Origin of the sequence: Pseudomonas sp. GL93, from assembly GCF_003408955.1 — a bacterium.
In the GTDB taxonomy this organism is placed as follows: domain Bacteria; phylum Pseudomonadota; class Gammaproteobacteria; order Pseudomonadales; family Pseudomonadaceae; genus Aquipseudomonas; species Aquipseudomonas paracarnis.
Genome location: NZ_NKRF01000002.1, coordinates 247,219 through 263,370 on the forward strand (window position 1 = coordinate 247,219; position 16,152 = coordinate 263,370).

13 protein-coding genes are annotated in these 16,152 nt (G+C 60.8%); 6 read left to right on the forward strand and 7 right to left on the reverse strand.

What is annotated here, in order from left to right:
• Positions 1-107 precede the first annotated feature (107 nt).
• Complete coding sequence (locus tag CER19_RS01250; RefSeq protein ID WP_116665100.1) at positions 108-374, forward strand: DUF4404 family protein; 267 nt, start codon at positions 108-110, stop codon at positions 372-374.
• Between the two features lie 135 nt (positions 375-509).
• On the opposite strand, the gene queF is transcribed toward CER19_RS01250, so the two are convergent.
• Together queF and CER19_RS01260 are read right to left on the reverse strand one after the other, a co-directional pair.
• A complete protein-coding gene (queF, locus tag CER19_RS01255; protein ID WP_116665101.1) occupies positions 510-1,340 on the reverse strand; it encodes an NADPH-dependent 7-cyano-7-deazaguanine reductase QueF in 831 nt (276 codons plus the stop codon).
• A 66-nt stretch (positions 1,341-1,406) separates the two neighbouring features.
• On the reverse strand, positions 1,407-1,928 hold the full coding sequence (locus CER19_RS01260) for a plastocyanin/azurin family copper-binding protein (protein ID WP_116665102.1): 522 nt from the start codon (positions 1,926-1,928) through the stop codon (positions 1,407-1,409).
• A gap of 261 nt (positions 1,929-2,189) precedes the next feature.
• Here CER19_RS01260 and CER19_RS01265 point away from each other — a divergent pair, with 261 nt between their 5' ends.
• Positions 2,190-2,870, forward strand: coding sequence for a heavy metal response regulator transcription factor (locus CER19_RS01265; protein WP_116665103.1), 681 nt, complete (start codon positions 2,190-2,192; stop codon positions 2,868-2,870).
• Entirely contained in the window at positions 2,867-4,213 is a 1,347-nt protein-coding gene (locus CER19_RS01270) for a heavy metal sensor histidine kinase (RefSeq protein ID WP_116665104.1), read from the forward strand. Before CER19_RS01265 ends, CER19_RS01270 begins: the two co-directional genes overlap by 4 nt.
• A 115-nt stretch (positions 4,214-4,328) precedes the next feature.
• On the opposite strand, the gene CER19_RS01275 is transcribed toward CER19_RS01270, so the two are convergent.
• Genes CER19_RS01275 through CER19_RS01285 form a run of 3 tightly spaced genes read right to left on the reverse strand, consistent with a single transcriptional unit; the run spans position 4,329 to position 7,575 of the window.
• Positions 4,329-5,573: a lipoprotein-releasing ABC transporter permease subunit gene (locus CER19_RS01275; RefSeq protein ID WP_014717521.1), complete on the reverse strand. Its 1,245-nt coding sequence runs from the start codon at positions 5,571-5,573 to the stop codon at positions 4,329-4,331.
• A gap of 60 nt (positions 5,574-5,633) precedes the next feature.
• The gene (gene lolD, locus CER19_RS01280; protein ID WP_019818240.1) at positions 5,634-6,317 is read right to left on the reverse strand and encodes a lipoprotein-releasing ABC transporter ATP-binding protein LolD; all 684 of its coding nucleotides are present in this window, start codon (positions 6,315-6,317) and stop codon (positions 5,634-5,636) included.
• Between the two features lie 7 nt (positions 6,318-6,324).
• Positions 6,325-7,575, reverse strand: coding sequence for a lipoprotein-releasing ABC transporter permease subunit (locus CER19_RS01285; protein WP_116665105.1), 1,251 nt, complete (start codon positions 7,573-7,575; stop codon positions 6,325-6,327).
• A gap of 94 nt (positions 7,576-7,669) precedes the next feature.
• Here CER19_RS01285 and CER19_RS01290 point away from each other — a divergent pair, with 94 nt between their 5' ends.
• Together CER19_RS01290 and CER19_RS01295 are read left to right on the forward strand one after the other, a co-directional pair.
• Positions 7,670-8,248 (forward strand): PilZ domain-containing protein, encoded by a 579-nt coding sequence (locus CER19_RS01290; RefSeq protein WP_116665106.1) that lies wholly within the window; start codon positions 7,670-7,672, stop codon positions 8,246-8,248.
• A gap of 44 nt (positions 8,249-8,292) precedes the next feature.
• On the forward strand, positions 8,293-9,015 hold the full coding sequence (locus CER19_RS01295; RefSeq protein WP_116665107.1) for a glycerophosphodiester phosphodiesterase family protein: 723 nt from the start codon (positions 8,293-8,295) through the stop codon (positions 9,013-9,015).
• A gap of 42 nt (positions 9,016-9,057) precedes the next feature.
• Here CER19_RS01295 and sthA read toward each other — a convergent pair whose 3' ends face one another.
• Together sthA and CER19_RS01305 are read right to left on the reverse strand one after the other, a co-directional pair.
• On the reverse strand, positions 9,058-10,452 hold the full coding sequence (gene sthA, locus CER19_RS01300) for a Si-specific NAD(P)(+) transhydrogenase (RefSeq protein ID WP_005786183.1): 1,395 nt from the start codon (positions 10,450-10,452) through the stop codon (positions 9,058-9,060).
• A 446-nt stretch (positions 10,453-10,898) separates the two neighbouring features.
• The gene (locus CER19_RS01305; protein WP_057710853.1) at positions 10,899-12,362 is read right to left on the reverse strand and encodes a glyceraldehyde-3-phosphate dehydrogenase; all 1,464 of its coding nucleotides are present in this window, start codon (positions 12,360-12,362) and stop codon (positions 10,899-10,901) included.
• A 340-nt stretch (positions 12,363-12,702) separates the two neighbouring features.
• Here CER19_RS01305 and mfd point away from each other — a divergent pair, with 340 nt between their 5' ends.
• Positions 12,703-16,152: a transcription-repair coupling factor gene (mfd, locus tag CER19_RS01310; RefSeq protein ID WP_116665108.1), complete on the forward strand. Its 3,450-nt coding sequence runs from the start codon at positions 12,703-12,705 to the stop codon at positions 16,150-16,152.

Here is a 16,152-nt window from a genome sequence, read left to right on the forward strand (position 1 = left end):
GATCATGCACAGTTGGCCCCAGTGGATTAATCTACAGGTCAGCCCGTAGACCTTTCGCGGCGTGCCGCGGTCTACGCCAGTGCCTATCGATAAAAGGAAAGAACGTCATGCCTGATCGCAAAAAACTGGAAGAACAGGTCGAGATCCTGCGCGGGCAGTTGGAACAGGAGCCACCGCTGCCAGTAGAGAAACGTGAAGCGCTGGAGGCGCTGATTGCCAAGTTTGAAATGCAACTTGAATTGGAACCGGCGACTCAGACACCCAGCATTTCCGACGATGTGAATCAAGCGGCCATAGAGTTTGATGCTGAACATCCAGTCATTTCTGGGACATTGCGCAATATCATGATCACCCTGGGCAATATCGGCATCTAACCCAATCCCAAGCCAAACACACAACCAAATGTGGGAGCTGGCTTGCCTGCGATAGCGGTGTATCAGTCACTTGATGAATGACTGAAAGATCGCAATCGCAGGCAAGCCAGCTCCCACAGTTTTTTGTATGAAGGTTTACTGACGCGCCAGCCGCACGTTCAGGAACTGGGTGTTCTCAGTGCTGCGATACGGGTTGATATCCAACCCACCCCGGCGCACATACCGCGCATACACGGTCAACTTCTCCGGCTTGAGCAAGCGCTGCAAGTCCAGGAAGATCCGCTCCACACACTGCTCATGAAAGTCCGAGTGCTGGCGAAAGCTGACGATATATTCCAGCAGGCTGGCGTGATCCAGCGCCGCACCACGGTATTCCACCACCACACTGCCCCAGTCAGGCTGGCTGGTCACCGGGCAGTTGGATTTGAGCAGGTGGCTGTGCACGCTCTCCTCCACCACGCGCGAATCATCGCAACGCAGCAGTTCCGGGCGCGGGTGTTCGTAGCTGCTGACGTTGATATCCAGGTCGTCAATGCACACCCCCGGCAACGCCATCACGCCTTCTGCCTCAATGTCGGCCAGGCTGCGAATGCGCACGTTCACGGGCTTGCCGGCGGCAAAGCTGAGGTCGGTGCGCAGGGTGGCTTCAAGGCTTTGCGTATCGGCAAACGCGGTCTGGTTCAGCGAGTTGAGGTACAGCTTGAACGACTTGGACTCGATGATGTTCGGCGAGTCAGCCGCAATGCTGAACTCACCGATGGCTACCACCGGCTTGCCCGAGGGCAACAACCAGGACAGTTCGAAGCAGTTCCAGAAATCCACGCCCTTGTACGGCAGGGTCTCGGCGCTCAGGCCCAGCTCGGCCCACTTGGCGGCGCGTGGAATCGGAAACAGCAACGAAGGCGTGTAGGTGCTGATGTATTCACTGGACTTGCCCAGCGGCGAATGTTCGGCTGCGGGATGCATGGCGGAAACCTGGCTAAATAAACCGCGCCAGTCTACCAGTCTTTGCCCCCGCCCTTAACAAACGCCTCACTCAACGGTCAGTTTGCCGACCATGCCCGCCTGGTAATGCCCGGGCAGGTTGCAGGCGAACTCAAGGCCTGTGGCCTGCTTGAACGTCCAGGTCAGTTCGGCCGTCTTGCCCGGCTCTACCAACACACTGTTGGGATCGTCGTGCTTCATGCCGCCCATGTCGCCGTGGCCCATGGCGCTGTGATCCATCTTGCCCATGCCGGTGGCGGTGAGCATGCCACTGGCTTGCATCTGCAACATCTCTTTCTGGTGGGCGGCATGCATGGCCGCGTCGCCCAGGTTGAACTCATGCAGCAACTGGCCTTTGTTGACCAGCACGAAGCGCACGGTTTCACCGGCTTTGACGTCCAGGGACTTGGGCTCAAAGGCAATGTCCTGCAGCGTGACTTCAACGGTGCGCGTAGCTTTATCCGCCGGGGCCGGCTGGCCGAACGCGTAGGTGTGTGTCGCATCCGCCAGTGCATGGAAGCTCAACGCCAACAGGCAACCCGCCACTAACAGGGGTGTACGCAACGCCATCTTTCACTCTCCACAATAGGTATCCAGCTTTGGCAACACTTTAAGATGGCCTCGCTGCCAGCCAGCTGACTGCTAGATTACAACTTTGTCAGCTTGCGCCCATACCTTAAAGAGCACGGTATAAAGCCCGATGTTTTCTGTAGGCGCGAGCTTGCTCGCGAAGGGCTTAAGCACAACACGTTAAGCCAGACAGCCCGCGTTATCGTTGACGTTTTTCGCGAGCAAGCTCGCTCCTACATAGCACCTATATAAGAGCCCGATATGAAACTGCTGATCGTCGAAGACCAACCCAAAACCGGTCATTACCTGCGCCAGGGCCTGGCCGAGGCGGGCTTTACCACCGAGCTGGTGGCCGACGGTACCAGTGGCCAGCACTTGGCGCTGACGGGCGACTATGACTTGTTGATCCTCGATGTGATGCTGCCCGGCCGCGATGGCTGGCAAATCCTGCAGGCGGTGCGCAGTGCCGGCCTGGACATCCCGGTGCTGTTCCTCACCGCTCGCGATGCCGTAGAAGACCGAGTACATGGCCTGGAGCTGGGCGCCGACGATTACCTGGTCAAACCCTTCGCCTTTTCCGAACTACTGGCGCGGGTGCGCACCTTGTTGCGCCGTGGCAGCAGCACGCCGCAGGACACCACGCTGCAACTGGCCGACCTGAGCCTGGACTTGATCCGCCGCCGCGTCGAGCGCAGCGGCCAGCGCATCGACCTCACCGCCAAGGAGTTCGCCCTGCTGGAGCTGCTGCTACGCCGCCAGGGCGAAGTGCTGCCCAAGACGCTGATCGCCTCCCAGGTGTGGGACATGAATTTCGACAGCGACACCAACATCATCGAAGTCGCCATTCGCCGCCTGCGCCTGAAAGTCGACGACAATTTCCCCAACAAACTGATCCACACCGTGCGCGGCATGGGTTACGTGCTGGAGGAACGGTTCACGTGATCAAGCGCCTGTCCCTGACCAGCCGCCTGGCGCTGCTGTTTGCCGCCTGCACGGCGGTGGTCTCGTTGATCGCCGGGGTGTTGTTCAACCGGGCCAGCGAGGCGCATTTCATGGAGCTGGACCAGCAACAGCTCGAAAGCAAACTGGTGGCCCTGCGCAGCACCTTGCAGGGTGTCGCCTCACCGGCAGACCTCGTCCAGCGAACCCCTCAACTGCGCGCCGAACTCGATCACCAGCCCGACCTCACCTTGCGCATCAGCGCGGCCGGTGAGCGTTGGCTGGACGGTGCGCCATACCTTCCCTTGCCCCAAGCGCCCGGCCTGCACAGCCTGCAATACGCAGGCACCGACTACCGCGTATTCATCGCACCCTTGACGCCCAGCCAACTGGATTCGCCACAGCTGACACTGATCCTCGACATCACCCACCACCAGCACTTTCTGCAACGCATGCAACGCTTGATCTGGCTGACCGTCGGCCTCTCGGCCCTAGCCACTGCCTTGCTAGGCGCCTGGGCTGCACGCAGTGGCTTGCGACCGCTGCGGCGCATGGGCGAAGTGGCCGCCAGCGTCTCCGCCCACTCCCTCACGCAACGCTTACCCCAAGAACAAATGCCGGTGGAGCTCGCGGAACTGGCCCAGGCCGTCAACGCCATGCTGGCCCGCCTGGACGACGCGTTCCAGCGCCTGTCTGCCTTCAGCGCAGATATCGCCCACGAGCTGCGCACACCGCTGTCCAACCTGCTGACCCAGACCCAAGTCATCCTCACCCAACCGCGCCCGCTGGAGGACTACCGCGAGGCGCTGCACAGCAACCTGGAAGAGCTGCAATGGATGGCGCAACTGGTCAACGACATGCTTTACCTGGCCAAAGCCGACCACGGCTTGCTGATGCCCACCCGTGAATCCCTGGACCTGGGCGATGAGGTCGACGCACTGTTGGAATTTTTTACCCTGCTGGCCGAAGACGCACAGGTCACGCTGGTGCGCGAAGGCAGCGCCCATACCATGGGCGATCGCGGCATGTTGCGCCGGGCCCTGTCGAACTTGCTGGATAACGCGCTGCGCTTTACCCCACCAGGCGGTGAAGTGCGGGTACGGATCGAGAGCGACGTGACACTGACGGTTGAGAACAGCGGGGAAGGTATTCCTGCGCCGCTATTGCCGCGGCTGTTTGACCGTTTCTACCGAGCCGACCCGTCGAGGCGTGCCGGTAGCAGTGAACATGCGGGGCTGGGGTTGGCGATTACCCAATCGATTGTGCGGGCGCACGGCGGGAGGATTTTTTGTGAGTCGCAGCCGGGCTGGACAAGGTTTGTGATTGAGTTGCCCAAGGGAGATTGATGCAAGCTGGGCCGGCCTCTTCGCGAGCAAGCCCGCTCCCACATTTAACCGCATTCCAAAGGATGTGCGCGGACAAATGTGGGAGCGGGCTTGCTCGCGAAAGCGGTCTTAAAGGTTACGAATACCTCAGCGCATGCGCCGGCTCAATCTTCGCCGCCCGATACGCCGGGTAAATCGTCGCCAAGAAGCTCAGCACAAACCCCGCCGAGCAAATCAGCAACACATCCCCACCTTGCAGCTCCGAAGGCAGATTACTAACGAAGTACACGTCTGAACTGAAGATATGCTGCCCGCTCACCCGCTCCAGCCAGCCCACCAGTTCACTCACGTTCAGCGCCGCAATCACCCCCAGCACGCCGCCGATCAAGGTGCCGACCACGCCAATCACAGTACCCTGCACCATGAAGATCGCCATGATCTGCCGAGGCGTGGCGCCGATGGTGCGCAGGATGGCGATGTCCGCGCCCTTGTCGTTCACCACCATAATCAAGGTAGCGATGATGTTGAACGCGGCCACGGCGACGATCATCAGCAACAGCAGGCCGATCATGGTCTTTTCCATTTTCATCGCGCTGAACAGGCTGCCCTGGGTGTGGGTCCAGTCGTCCGGCTTGTAGGCCGCACCCAGGCTGGCGGCGATATCTGCCGAGACTTTGGGCGCTGCATACAGGTCCTTCACCGCCAGGCGCACGCTTTGCACCTGGTTGGGCTGCCAATGCTGAATTTCTGCCGCGTCGGCCATGTGGATCAGGGCCATGGAGCCATCCAGCTCGGCGCCGACCTTGAAGATGCCCACCACGTTCAGGCGCTGCATGCGCGGGGTGATGCCGCCCGGCGCGCTGCTGAGTTCCGGCACGATCAGGGTCAGTTTGTCGCCCACGTTCAGGCGAAAACGCCGTGCAGTGATATCACCGACCACCACACCGAACTCGCCGGGTTTGAGGTCGTCGAGTTTGCCGCGCACGATGTGCTGGGCCACGATCGACACCTTGCCTTCCTGGGCCGGGTCGACGCCGCTGATCTCGATGGGCTGCATCGCGCCCTTATAGGAAAACATGCCATCCATCTGGGTGAAGGGCACAGCGGCGGTGACTTGCGGATTCTTCATCGCGGCGGCGGCCACCGGCTGCCAATCATCAATCGGCTTTACACCGACGATGGTGGCGTGGGGCACCATGCCGAGGATGCGCGAGCTCATTTCACGCTGAAAGCCGTTCATTACCGAAAGCACCACGATCATCGCCAGTACGCCCAGGGCGAGGCCGATCATCGAGGTCATCGAGATAAACGAGACAAAACGGTTGCGGCGCTTGGCGCGGGTATAGCGCGTGCCGATAAAAATCGATAACGGTCTGAACATTCGCGGGCACCGTTGGAAAAATGAAAAAGCCCGGCCTCAAAAAACCGGGCTTGCAACAGGTCAGATAGCGACCAGATGACCTTCCTGCAAATGCAGTACGCGGTCCATCTGCCGGGCCATGCTCATGTCATGGGTCACCACCAGGAACGCGGTGCGCATCTGAGTGCTCAGCTCCAGCATCAAGTCCTTGATGCCCTGGGCGGTGTGGGAGTCGAGGTTGCCGGTCGGCTCGTCGAGCATCACCAGGCCCGGGTTGTTCACCAGGGCACGGGCAATCGCCACGCGCTGGCGCTCACCACCGGACAACTCCGCTGGCTTGTGCTCCAGGCGATGGCCCAGGCCGACGCGCTCAAGCAACGCCGTGGCACGCTGGCGCGCTTCAGGAATCGCGGTCTTGCCGATCAACAGCGGCATGCACACGTTTTCCAGGGCGGTGAATTCCGGCAGCAAGTGGTGGAACTGGTACACAAAGCCCAACGAACGGTTACGCAATTGGCCGCGGGCCTTTTCATTCAAGGCCGACAGTTCTTCACCGGCCAGCCATACGCTGCCCTGGGACGGCGTATCGAGGCCGCCCAGCAGGTTGAGCAAGGTACTTTTGCCGGAACCGGAACTGCCGACGATCGCCACGCGCTCGCCAGGGTGCAGTTCAAGCTGCAGGTTGGACAGCACCACCACCGATTCCGGGCCTTCCTCGTAGGATTTGCCCAGGTTGCGGCAGCTCAGGATTGCTTTTTCACTCATGCCCGATTCACTCATAACGTAATGCCTGTGCTGGCTGGGTACGTGCCGCGCGCCAGGCTGGATACAGGGTGGCAAGGAAGCTCAGGACCAACGCAGCGCCACCCACCATCAGCACGTCCTGGGTTTGCACCTGGGACGGCAAGTAATCGATGAAGTAGACGTCGGCGTTGAGAAACTTGTGGCCGATCACTTTTTCAAACAGGGCGATGGCGGCGCTGACGTTCAGCGCGGCCAGAATGCCTACCGCCGTGCCGATCAAGGTGCCGACCACGCCGATCACCGTGCCTTGCACCATGAAGATCGCCATGATCTGCCCCGGCGTGGCGCCCAGGGTACGCAGGATGGCGATGTCGCCCTTCTTGTCATTCACCACCATCACCAGCGTGGAGATGATGTTGAAGGCCGCCACGGCGACGATCAGCAGCAACAGCAGGCCGATCATGGCTTTTTCCATACGGATGGCCTGGTACAGGTTGCCGTGGGTGCGGGTCCAGTCGCGAGCGTAGTACTCGGTCTCACCCAGGTGCTGGGCAATTTCCCAGGCGCCGCGCGGCGCATCGAACAAGTCGTTGAATTTCAGGCGCAGGCCCTGCACCTGGTCGGGCTGCCAGCGATGCAGGCGGGCCAGGTCGGTGAGGTTCGTCAGGCCGATGTAACCGTCGATCTCGCCAGCGCCGACGTGGAAGGTGCCCACCACGGTAAAGCGCTTCATACGCGGGAACATGCCGGCCGGGGTCACGGTGACTTCCGGCGCAACGAAGGTCAGCTTGTCGCCAACCCCCACGCCCAGCTTGGCTGCGGCCTTGTCACCGATGACGATGCCGAAGCTGCCGGGCGCCAACGCGTCGAGCTTACCTTGCAGCATGAACTTGTCGATGATCGAGACGTTGCGCTCCTGGGCCGGGTCGATGCCATTGAGCAGGATCTTCTGCACCTTGCCGTCGTTGGTCAGCAACCCCTGCATCTGGGTAAACGGCGCTACCGCTACCACCTTGGGGTTCTGCTGGACCTTGGCGGCCAGGCTTTGCCAATCATTGATCGGCGCATCGCCTTCAATGGTCGCGTGGGGCACCATGCCCAGCACGCGGGTGCGCATCTCATGATCGAAGCCGTTCATCACCGACAGCACCACGATCATCACGACCACGCCCAGGGCGAGACCGATCATCGAGGTCAAGGAAATGAACGACACAAAATGATTGCGACGCTTTGCACGGTTATAACGCGTGCCGATAAATACGAAGAGAGGTCTGAACATGTCGGGGCTTGTTCGGAGGAAAAGAAGACGTCCCGGTGGCGGGGTCTGGTCAGCAGCTTTACACTCAGACCATTACCGTAACCTGGGGTTCGCCATGTCGACATTAGATGAAGAAGAGCGCCGCGAATACTACCGTATCGACGACATGATCGCACTTCAAATCAAACCCCTGTCTGGCCCCGACGCGGCGAGCAAGGAAGTGTTGCTGGATGATTCGCCGCTGTTCAATTTGCTCAGCGAACTGCACCTGAGCGAATTCGAAGCTCAGCACCTGCTGCGCCAGATCAACGAGAAAGACCGCAGCCTGGCGGCCTTCCTCAAAGTGCAGAACAAACGCCTGGATCTGCTCAGCCAGGTGATGGCCCGCGGTTTGCTGAACGAGGTGGGTGCGCCGCAACCGGTGATCCTCTCCGAGGGCGGCATCGACTTCCAGCACCCGACACTGCTGGCCCCCGATACCCATCTGGCGGTCAAGCTGGTGCTGATGCCACAAGCGCTCGGCCTGTTATTGCGCGCACGGGTGACCCATTGCGACCCCAAGGGCGACGGTTTTGATGTGGGCACGGAGTTCGAGTCCATGACCGATGCCCAACGCCAACTGCTGGCGCGCTATATCCTGCAGAAACAGGCCCAGGAACGCCGCCTGGCGCGAGAACAAAGCGAAGACCTCTGAATACGCATTCACGACGCCAGCCATCCTGGCGCAAAGGAGCAACTGTGACCCTGATTTACGGCCACCGCGGTGCCAAAGGCGAAGCACCGGAAAATACCCTGACCAGTTTTCAGGAATGCCTCAAGCACGGCGTACGCCGCTGCGAGCTGGACTTGCACCTGTCCATGGACGGCGAGTTGATGGTCATCCACGACCCGACCCTCAAGCGCACCGCCGACCGGCGCGGCAAGGTCGTCGAGTATTCGGCGGCTGACCTGGTGAAGATGGACGCGCGTAAAGGCGGCCCAGGCTGGGTAAGCCCCTGCCCGATTCCACGCCTGGAGGAGCTGTTCGAAAAGTGCGACTTCGATCACTGGCAACTGGAAGTCAAAAGCGCCTCGCGTACCCGCGCCGCCACCACTGTGCTGGCGATTCGCGAAATGGCCGTGCGCTTTGGCTTGATGGACAAGGTCACGGTCACGTCAAGCTCGCGGGAAGTGCTCAAGGCCGCCGTGGAACTCACCCCGGACCTGTCACGCGGCCTGGTCGCCGAATACGCCTGGCTCGACCCGCTGAAGGTCGCGCAGAACTACGGCTGTGAGTACTTGGCATTGAATTGGACGCTGTGCACCCCCGAGCGGCTGGAAAAAGCCCAGCGCCAGGGTTTGCATGTGTCCGTGTGGACAGTCAACGAACCTGCGCTGATGCGCAGGCTCGCCGACTTCGGCGTAGATAGCCTGATTACAGACTTTCCCGGTTTGGCCACTGCCACCCTCGAGAATTACTGAAATCGGTCTCCCCGGCCGGCTCAGGCCACCGGCCGGAGCCGCTCAAAAAAGCCGGTTGAGACCGTCGTAGGCCGCTACCCGATAGGCTTCGGCCATGGTCGGGTAGTTGAAGGTGGTGTTGACGAAATACTTGAGGGTATTTTGCTCACCCGGCTGGTTCATGATCGCCTGGCCGATGTGCACGATCTCCGACGCCTGGTAGCCGAAGCAATGCACGCCGAGTACTTCCAGAGTTTCGCGGTGGAACAGGATTTTCAGCATGCCTTGCGGCTCACCGGCAATCTGCGCACGCGCCATGCTCTTGAAGAACGCCTTGCCCACTTCGTAAGGCACCTTGGCCTTGGTCAGTTCGTGTTCGTTCTTGCCGATGGAACTGATCTCGGGAATCGTGTAGATCCCGGTCGGCACATCATTCACATAGCGCCAGCTGCCGTTGTCGACAATGCTGCCGGCAGCCGAACGGCCCTGGTCATGGGCGGCACTGGCCAGGCTCGGCCAGCCGATCACGTCACCGGCACCGTAGATATTGGTTACGCAGGTGCGGTAGTTCTCGTCCACCTCGATCTGGCCACGGCTGTTGACCTTGACCCCGATATTTTCCATACCCAGCTTGTCGGTGTTGCCGGTACGGCCATTGCACCACAGCAAGGCATCGGCCTTGATCTTCTTGCCGGACTTGAGGTGCAGGATCACGCCGTTGTCCAGGCCTTCGACCCGCTCGTACTCTTCGTTGTGGCGCACGGTGATGTTGTTGTTGCTGAAGTGGTAGCTCAACGCCTGGGAGATTTCCGAGTCGAGGAAGCTGAGCAACTGGTCACGGTTGTCCACCAGTTCCACCAATACACCCAGGCCACTGAAGATCGAGGCGTATTCACAGCCGATCACGCCGGCGCCGTAGATGATCAGTTTGCGCGGGGTGTGGCCCAGGCTCAGGATGGTGTCGCTATCGTAGATACGCGGGTGGTGGAAGTCGATGTCCGCCGGGCGATACGGGCGCGAACCGGTGGCGATGATGATGTGCTTGGCCACCAGTTTCTCGACCACGCCATTGGCGCAGACCACTTCGACGGTTTGCTCGTCGGCAAAACTGCCGGTGCCGAAGAACAGGTCGACGCGGTTACGGGCGTAGTAGCCGGTACGCGAGGCGACTTGCTTGGAAATGACTTTTTCAGCGCTTTTCAGTACGTCCGGGAACGAGAACCAGCGCGGCTCACCAATGGCCCGGAACATCGGGTTGGTATTGAACTGCATGATCTGCCGTACCGAGTGACGCAACGCCTTGGACGGGATGGTACCCAGGTGGGTGCAGTTACCGCCGACCTGGCGACGGCTATCGACCATCGCCACCTTGCGCCCTGCTTTGGCAGCGTTCATCGCCGCACCTTCTCCAGCTGGGCCGGAACCCAGTACCACCACGTCATAGTTGTAGACAGCCATGCGTACTCCTCAGAACAGGCCAGGCGTACGGTTGGACGCCGGGCTAAATCATGCCGCGGCCAGCGAGCATGAAGGACAATTTGGCTCAAGTGTGTGAACCGGGGCACAGTCTATAGAAGGCCGAGCGCCGCGAACATTAACCCTTGGTCGCGTCGTAGGCCAGTGTTGCCTTTACTACAGGGCGCAGAATATCGCTAAACCCCGGCGCTGCCGAAATTGAATTACCTGAACACGGGCCATTATGCGGCATCCATTGATGGCGTTGCCCCTTTAGCAAAGCGCTGGCTGTGCCACCGCCTTCGCGAGCAAGCCCGCTCCCACATTTGGAATGCATTCCCTCTGTGGGAGCTGGCTTGCCTGCGATGAGGCCTTCCCAGGCAACATAGAACCAAGAGCCATAAAAAAAGCCCCGAACCAGTCGGGGCTTCTTCATTCAGCGCAAAGGCTTAGCGCGGAAACGCAGGCGGGTTGACCCCAGCCATGTCTTCCATCACGCGAACCACCTGGCAGCTGTAGCCGAACTCGTTGTCGTACCACACGTACAGCACAACACGGTTGTCCTGGGTGATGGTCGCTTCGGCGTCCACCACACCGGCGTGGCGCGAGCCAACGAAGTCGGTGGAGACCACTTCCTGAGAATTGACGAAGTCGATCTGCTTATGCAGGTCGGAGTGCAGCGCCATGTAGCGCAGGTATTCGTTCATCTCTTCACGGGTGGCGGCTTTCTCAAGGTTCAGGTTGAGAATCGCCATCGACACGTTCGGTGTTGGTACACGGATCGCGTTACCGGTCAGCTTGCCAGCCAGCTCAGGCAGAGCCTTGGCAGCAGCGGTGGCAGCACCGGTCTCGGTGATCACCATGTTCAACGCGGCGCTACGGCCACGGCGATCGCCTTTGTGGAAGTTGTCGATCAGGTTCTGGTCGTTGGTGTACGAGTGAACGGTTTCAACGTGGCCGTTGATGATGCCGAACTTGTCGTTCACGGCCTTGAGCACCGGCACGATGGCGTTGGTGGTGCAGGACGCGGCGGACACGATCTTGTCGTCAGCAGTGATTTCAGCGTGGTTGATGCCGTGCACGATGTTCTTGAGCTTGCCCTTGCCAGGCGCGGTCAGCACAACGCGGTCGACACCCGGGCAAGCCAGGTGCTGGCCCAGGCCCTCGGCATCGCGCCATACGCCGGTGTTGTCCACCAGCAGGGCGTTTTGGATGCCGTACTGGGTGTAATCCACCTCAGTCGGGTTCTTCGCGTAGATCACCTGGATCAGGTTACCGTTGGCGGTGATGGTGTTGTTTTCTTCGTCAATGGTGATGGTGCCATTGAACGAGCCGTGTACCGAGTCGCGACGCAGCAGGCTGGCGCGCTTGGTCAGGTCGTTCTCGGCGCCTTTGCGCACCACGATGGCACGCAGGCGCAGGCCGTCGCCGCCACCGGTTTTTTCGATCAGGATGCGCGCCAGCAGGCGGCCGATACGGCCAAAGCCGTACAACACCACGTCGGTGCCTTTACGGGCAGCAGCGTTTTGCTGGCCAACCACATCGGCCATTTCTTCACGCACGAACTGCTCGGCGGTGCGGCCAGCGCCTTCCTTGCGGAATTTGTAGGCCAACTTGCCCAGGTCTACCGAAGCCGCGCCGAGCTTGAGCTCGCTCATGGCTTTGAGCAGTGGGAATGTTTCGTGGACGGAGAGTTCGCTGTCGTCGGCGGAGCGATGGCGCGCAAAGCGGTGGGCTTTGAGAATCGCGATGACAGACTGGTTGATCAGGCTGCGGCCATAGATCGAGCTCACCACATTGTTATTGCGGTACAGCTGACCGATAAGCGGAATCATCGCTTCAGCGAGTGCTTCACGGTCGATCCATTCACCAAGACACTGGTCGGGCTTCTGAGTCACGGGAACCTTCCACATGTAGGGGCAGAAAAAAGGGGCTACATTATGTCGCCCGACTGAGCGTTGAGCAATGCGCGAAGGGCAACAAAAAGCCCTTGCAAAAAAATACCACCGCGCTACAGCCCAGGAAACACGCGGGTTCCAGAAGGCCACTAGTTTACCGAGCAGGCCGACTTGTCCGTAACACTCCTAAACATTCGCGCATTTTGGCACTACATATTGAGTAAAAACCCGCCATTGTTTGTCTTAGCCACTACATTTCCTACAAACCGTAATAGGCACAGTCAGCAACTGACAGGCGGCACCTGGGGCCGTTACAATTACCGACTTTGTCGCAACGCTTGGAGCTCAACCTTCCGTGCCCGTTCTGCGTCTACCGCTACTCCCTGCCGCGGCAGGTAAACAGCACTGGGGCAACCTGCCCGGTGCCGCCCTGAGCCTGGCCATTGCCGAGGCTGCCAGCGCAGCCAAGCGCTTTACCCTGCTGCTCACCGCCGACAGCCAAAGTGCCGAACGGTTGGAGCAGGAGCTGAGCTTCTTCGCCCCGGATTTGCCGGTACTGCATTTTCCCGACTGGGAAACCCTGCCCTACGACCTGTTCTCGCCGCACCAGGACATCATCTCCCAGCGCATCGCCAGCCTGTACCGCTTGCCGGAACTGGCCCACGGTGTGCTGGTGGTGCCGATCACCACCGCCCTGCACCGCCTGGCACCGACCAAGTTCCTGCTCGGCAGCAGCCTGGTGCTGGACGTGGGCCAGAAGCTCGACGTCGAGCAGATGCGCACGCGCCTGGAAGCCAGCGGCTACCGCTGCGTCGACACGGTGTACGAGCACGGTGAGTTCGCGGTGCGCGGCGCCTTGATCGACCTGTTCCCGATGGGCAGCAAGTTGCCGTACCGCATCGACCTGTTCGATGACGAGATCGAGACGCTGCGCACCTTCGATCCGGAGAACCAGCGCTCCATCGACAAGGTCGACTCGATCAAGCTGCTGCCGGCGCGTGAGTTCCCGCTGCAAAAAGACGCGGTCACGCGCTTCAAGGCGCGCTTTCGCGAACGCTTCGACGTGGATTTCCGTCGTTGCCCGATTTTCCAGGACTTGAGCAGCGGCATCACGCCCGCCGGTATCGAGTACTACCTGCCGTTGTTCTTCGACGAAACCTCCACCCTCTTCGACTACCTGCCCCAGGACACCCAGGTGTTCTCGTTGCCGGGTATCGAACAGGCAGCGGAAAACTTCTGGAACGACGTGCGCAACCGCTATGAAGAACGCCGCGTCGATCCATCCCGGCCTTTATTGCCGCCCGCTGAACTGTTCCTGCCGGTTGAAGACTGCTTCGCGCGCCTGAAAAACTGGCCGCGTGTGGTCGCCAGCCAGCAGGACGTGGACGCCGGCAGTGGCCGCGAGCGTTTCCCGGCGAGCGCGTTGCCCGATTTGGCGATCCAGGCCAAAGCCACGCAACCGCTGGAGGCGCTGTCGAACTTCCTCGGTGACTTCCCGGGCCGCGTGCTGTTTACCGCCGAATCCGCCGGGCGCCGCGAAGTGCTGCTGGAGCTGTTGGAGCGCCTGAAGCTGCGGCCAAAAACTGTCGACAGCTGGCCGGATTTTGTCGCCAGCAAAGAGCGCCTGGCGATCACCATCGCGCCACTGGACGAAGGGCTGCGGCTGGATGACCCGGCGCTGGCCTTGATCGCCGAAAGCCCGCTGTTCGGCCAGCGTGTGATGCAGCGCCGGCGCCGGGAAAAACGCGCCGACGCCAACAATGACGCGGTGATCAAGAACCTCACCGAGCTGCGCGAAGGCGCGCCGGTGGTGCATATCGACCACGGCGTCGGTCGCTACCTGGGCTTGCAGACCCTGGAGATCGACAACCAGGCCGCCGAATTCCTCACCATGGAATACGCGGAGGGCGCCAAGCTCTACGTGCCGGTGGCCAGCCTGCACCTGATCGCCCGCTACACCGGCAGCGACGACGCCCTGGCACCGCTGCACCGCCTGGGCTCCGAGACCTGGCAGAAAGCCAAGCGCAAGGCCGCCGAACAGGTGCGCGATGTGGCCGCCGAACTGCTCGACATCTATGCGCGCCGCGCCGCCCGCGAAGGTTACGCGTTCGCCGACCCGAAAGCCGACTACGCCACTTTCAGCGCCGGCTTTGCCTTCGAAGAAACCCCCGACCAGCAAACCACCATCGAAGCGGTGCGCGCCGACATGCTCGCGCCCAAGCCGATGGACCGCCTGGTGTGTGGCGACGTGGGCTTCGGCAAAACCGAAGTGGCCATGCGTGCAGCCTTTATTGCGGTACACGGCGGTCGCCAGGTGGCGATCCTGGTGCCGACCACCCTGCTCGCCCAGCAGCACTACAACAGTTTCCGCGACCGCTTTGCCGACTGGCCGGTGAGCGTGGAGGTGATGAGCCGCTTCAAGTCCGCCAAGGAAGTGAATGCCGCTGTCGCTGATCTGGCCGAAGGCAAGATCGATATCGTGATCGGCACCCACAAGTTGCTGTCGGACGATGTGAAGATCAAGAACCTGGGCTTGGTGATCATCGACGAAGAACACCGCTTCGGTGTGCGCCAGAAAGAACAGCTCAAGGCCCTGCGCAGTGAAGTCGACATCCTCACCCTCACCGCCACGCCAATTCCGCGCACGCTGAACATGGCGGTGTCGGGCATGCGCGACCTGTCGATCATCGCCACGCCACCGGCGCGTCGTTTGTCGGTGCGCACCTTCGTGATGGAGCAGAACAAGAGCACGGTCAAGGAGGCTCTGCTGCGCGAACTGCTGCGCGGCGGCCAGGTGTATTACCTGCACAACGACGTAAAGACCATCGAGAAATGCGCCGCCGACCTCGCCGAACTGGTGCCGGAAGCCCGCATCGCTATCGGCCATGGGCAGATGCGCGAGCGTGAACTCGAACAAGTGATGAGCGACTTCTACCACAAGCGCTTCAACGTGCTGATTGCCTCGACCATCATCGAGACCGGCATCGACGTGCCGAGCGCCAACACCATCATCATCGAGCGTGCCGACAAGTTCGGCCTGGCGCAGCTGCACCAATTGCGCGGTCGCGTCGGGCGCAGTCACCACCAGGCCTATGCCTACCTGCTGACACCACCACGCCAGCAGATCACTTCCGATGCGGAAAAACGCCTGGAAGCGATCGCCAATACCCAGGACCTCGGGGCCGGCTTTGTATTGGCCACCAATGACCTGGAAATCCGTGGTGCCGGTGAGTTGCTCGGCGACGGCCAGAGCGGGCAGATCCAGGCGGTGGGTTTCACGCTGTATATGGAGATGCTCGAACGCGCGGTAAAAGCCATCCGCAAAGGCGAACAACCGAACCTCGACCAACCCTTGGGCGGCGGCCCGGAGATCAACCTGCGCTTGCCGGCGTTGATTCCCGAAGACTACCTGCCGGATGTGCATGCACGGTTGATCCTGTACAAGCGCATTGCCTCGGCGGCCGACGAAGAAGGCCTCAAGGACTTGCAGGTAGAGATGATCGACCGTTTCGGCCTGCTGCCGGAACCGACCAAGAACCTGGTGCGCCTGACCCTACTCAAGTTGCAGGCCGAGCAGTTGGGCATCAAGAAAGTCGACGCCGGGCCGCAAGGCGGGCGTATCGAATTCGAAGCGCAGACGCCGGTCGACCCGTTGGTGCTGATCAAGCTGATCCAGGGCCAGCCCAACCGCTACAAGTTCGAAGGGGCTACGCTGTTCAAGTTCATGGTGCCGATGGAACGTGCCGAAGAACGCTTCAACACCTTGGAGGCGCTGTTTGAACGCCTCATTCCGAAATCCGTTTAA

Coding starts and splice junctions, on each gene's coding strand:
- CER19_RS01250 (WP_116665100.1), top strand. CDS start 108: ATGCCTGATCGCAAAAAACTGGAAGAACAGGTCGAGATCCTGCGCGGG.
- queF (WP_116665101.1), bottom strand. CDS start 1,340: ATGCATCCCGCAGCCGAACATTCGCCGCTGGGCAAGTCCAGTGAATAC.
- CER19_RS01260 (WP_116665102.1), bottom strand. CDS start 1,928: ATGGCGTTGCGTACACCCCTGTTAGTGGCGGGTTGCCTGTTGGCGTTG.
- CER19_RS01265 (WP_116665103.1), top strand. CDS start 2,190: ATGAAACTGCTGATCGTCGAAGACCAACCCAAAACCGGTCATTACCTG.
- CER19_RS01275 (WP_014717521.1), bottom strand. CDS start 5,573: ATGTTCAGACCGTTATCGATTTTTATCGGCACGCGCTATACCCGCGCC.
- lolD (WP_019818240.1), bottom strand. CDS start 6,317: ATGAGTGAAAAAGCAATCCTGAGCTGCCGCAACCTGGGCAAATCCTAC.
- CER19_RS01285 (WP_116665105.1), bottom strand. CDS start 7,575: ATGTTCAGACCTCTCTTCGTATTTATCGGCACGCGTTATAACCGTGCA.
- CER19_RS01290 (WP_116665106.1), top strand. CDS start 7,670: ATGTCGACATTAGATGAAGAAGAGCGCCGCGAATACTACCGTATCGAC.
- sthA (WP_005786183.1), bottom strand. CDS start 10,452: ATGGCTGTCTACAACTATGACGTGGTGGTACTGGGTTCCGGCCCAGCT.
- CER19_RS01305 (WP_057710853.1), bottom strand. CDS start 12,362: ATGTGGAAGGTTCCCGTGACTCAGAAGCCCGACCAGTGTCTTGGTGAA.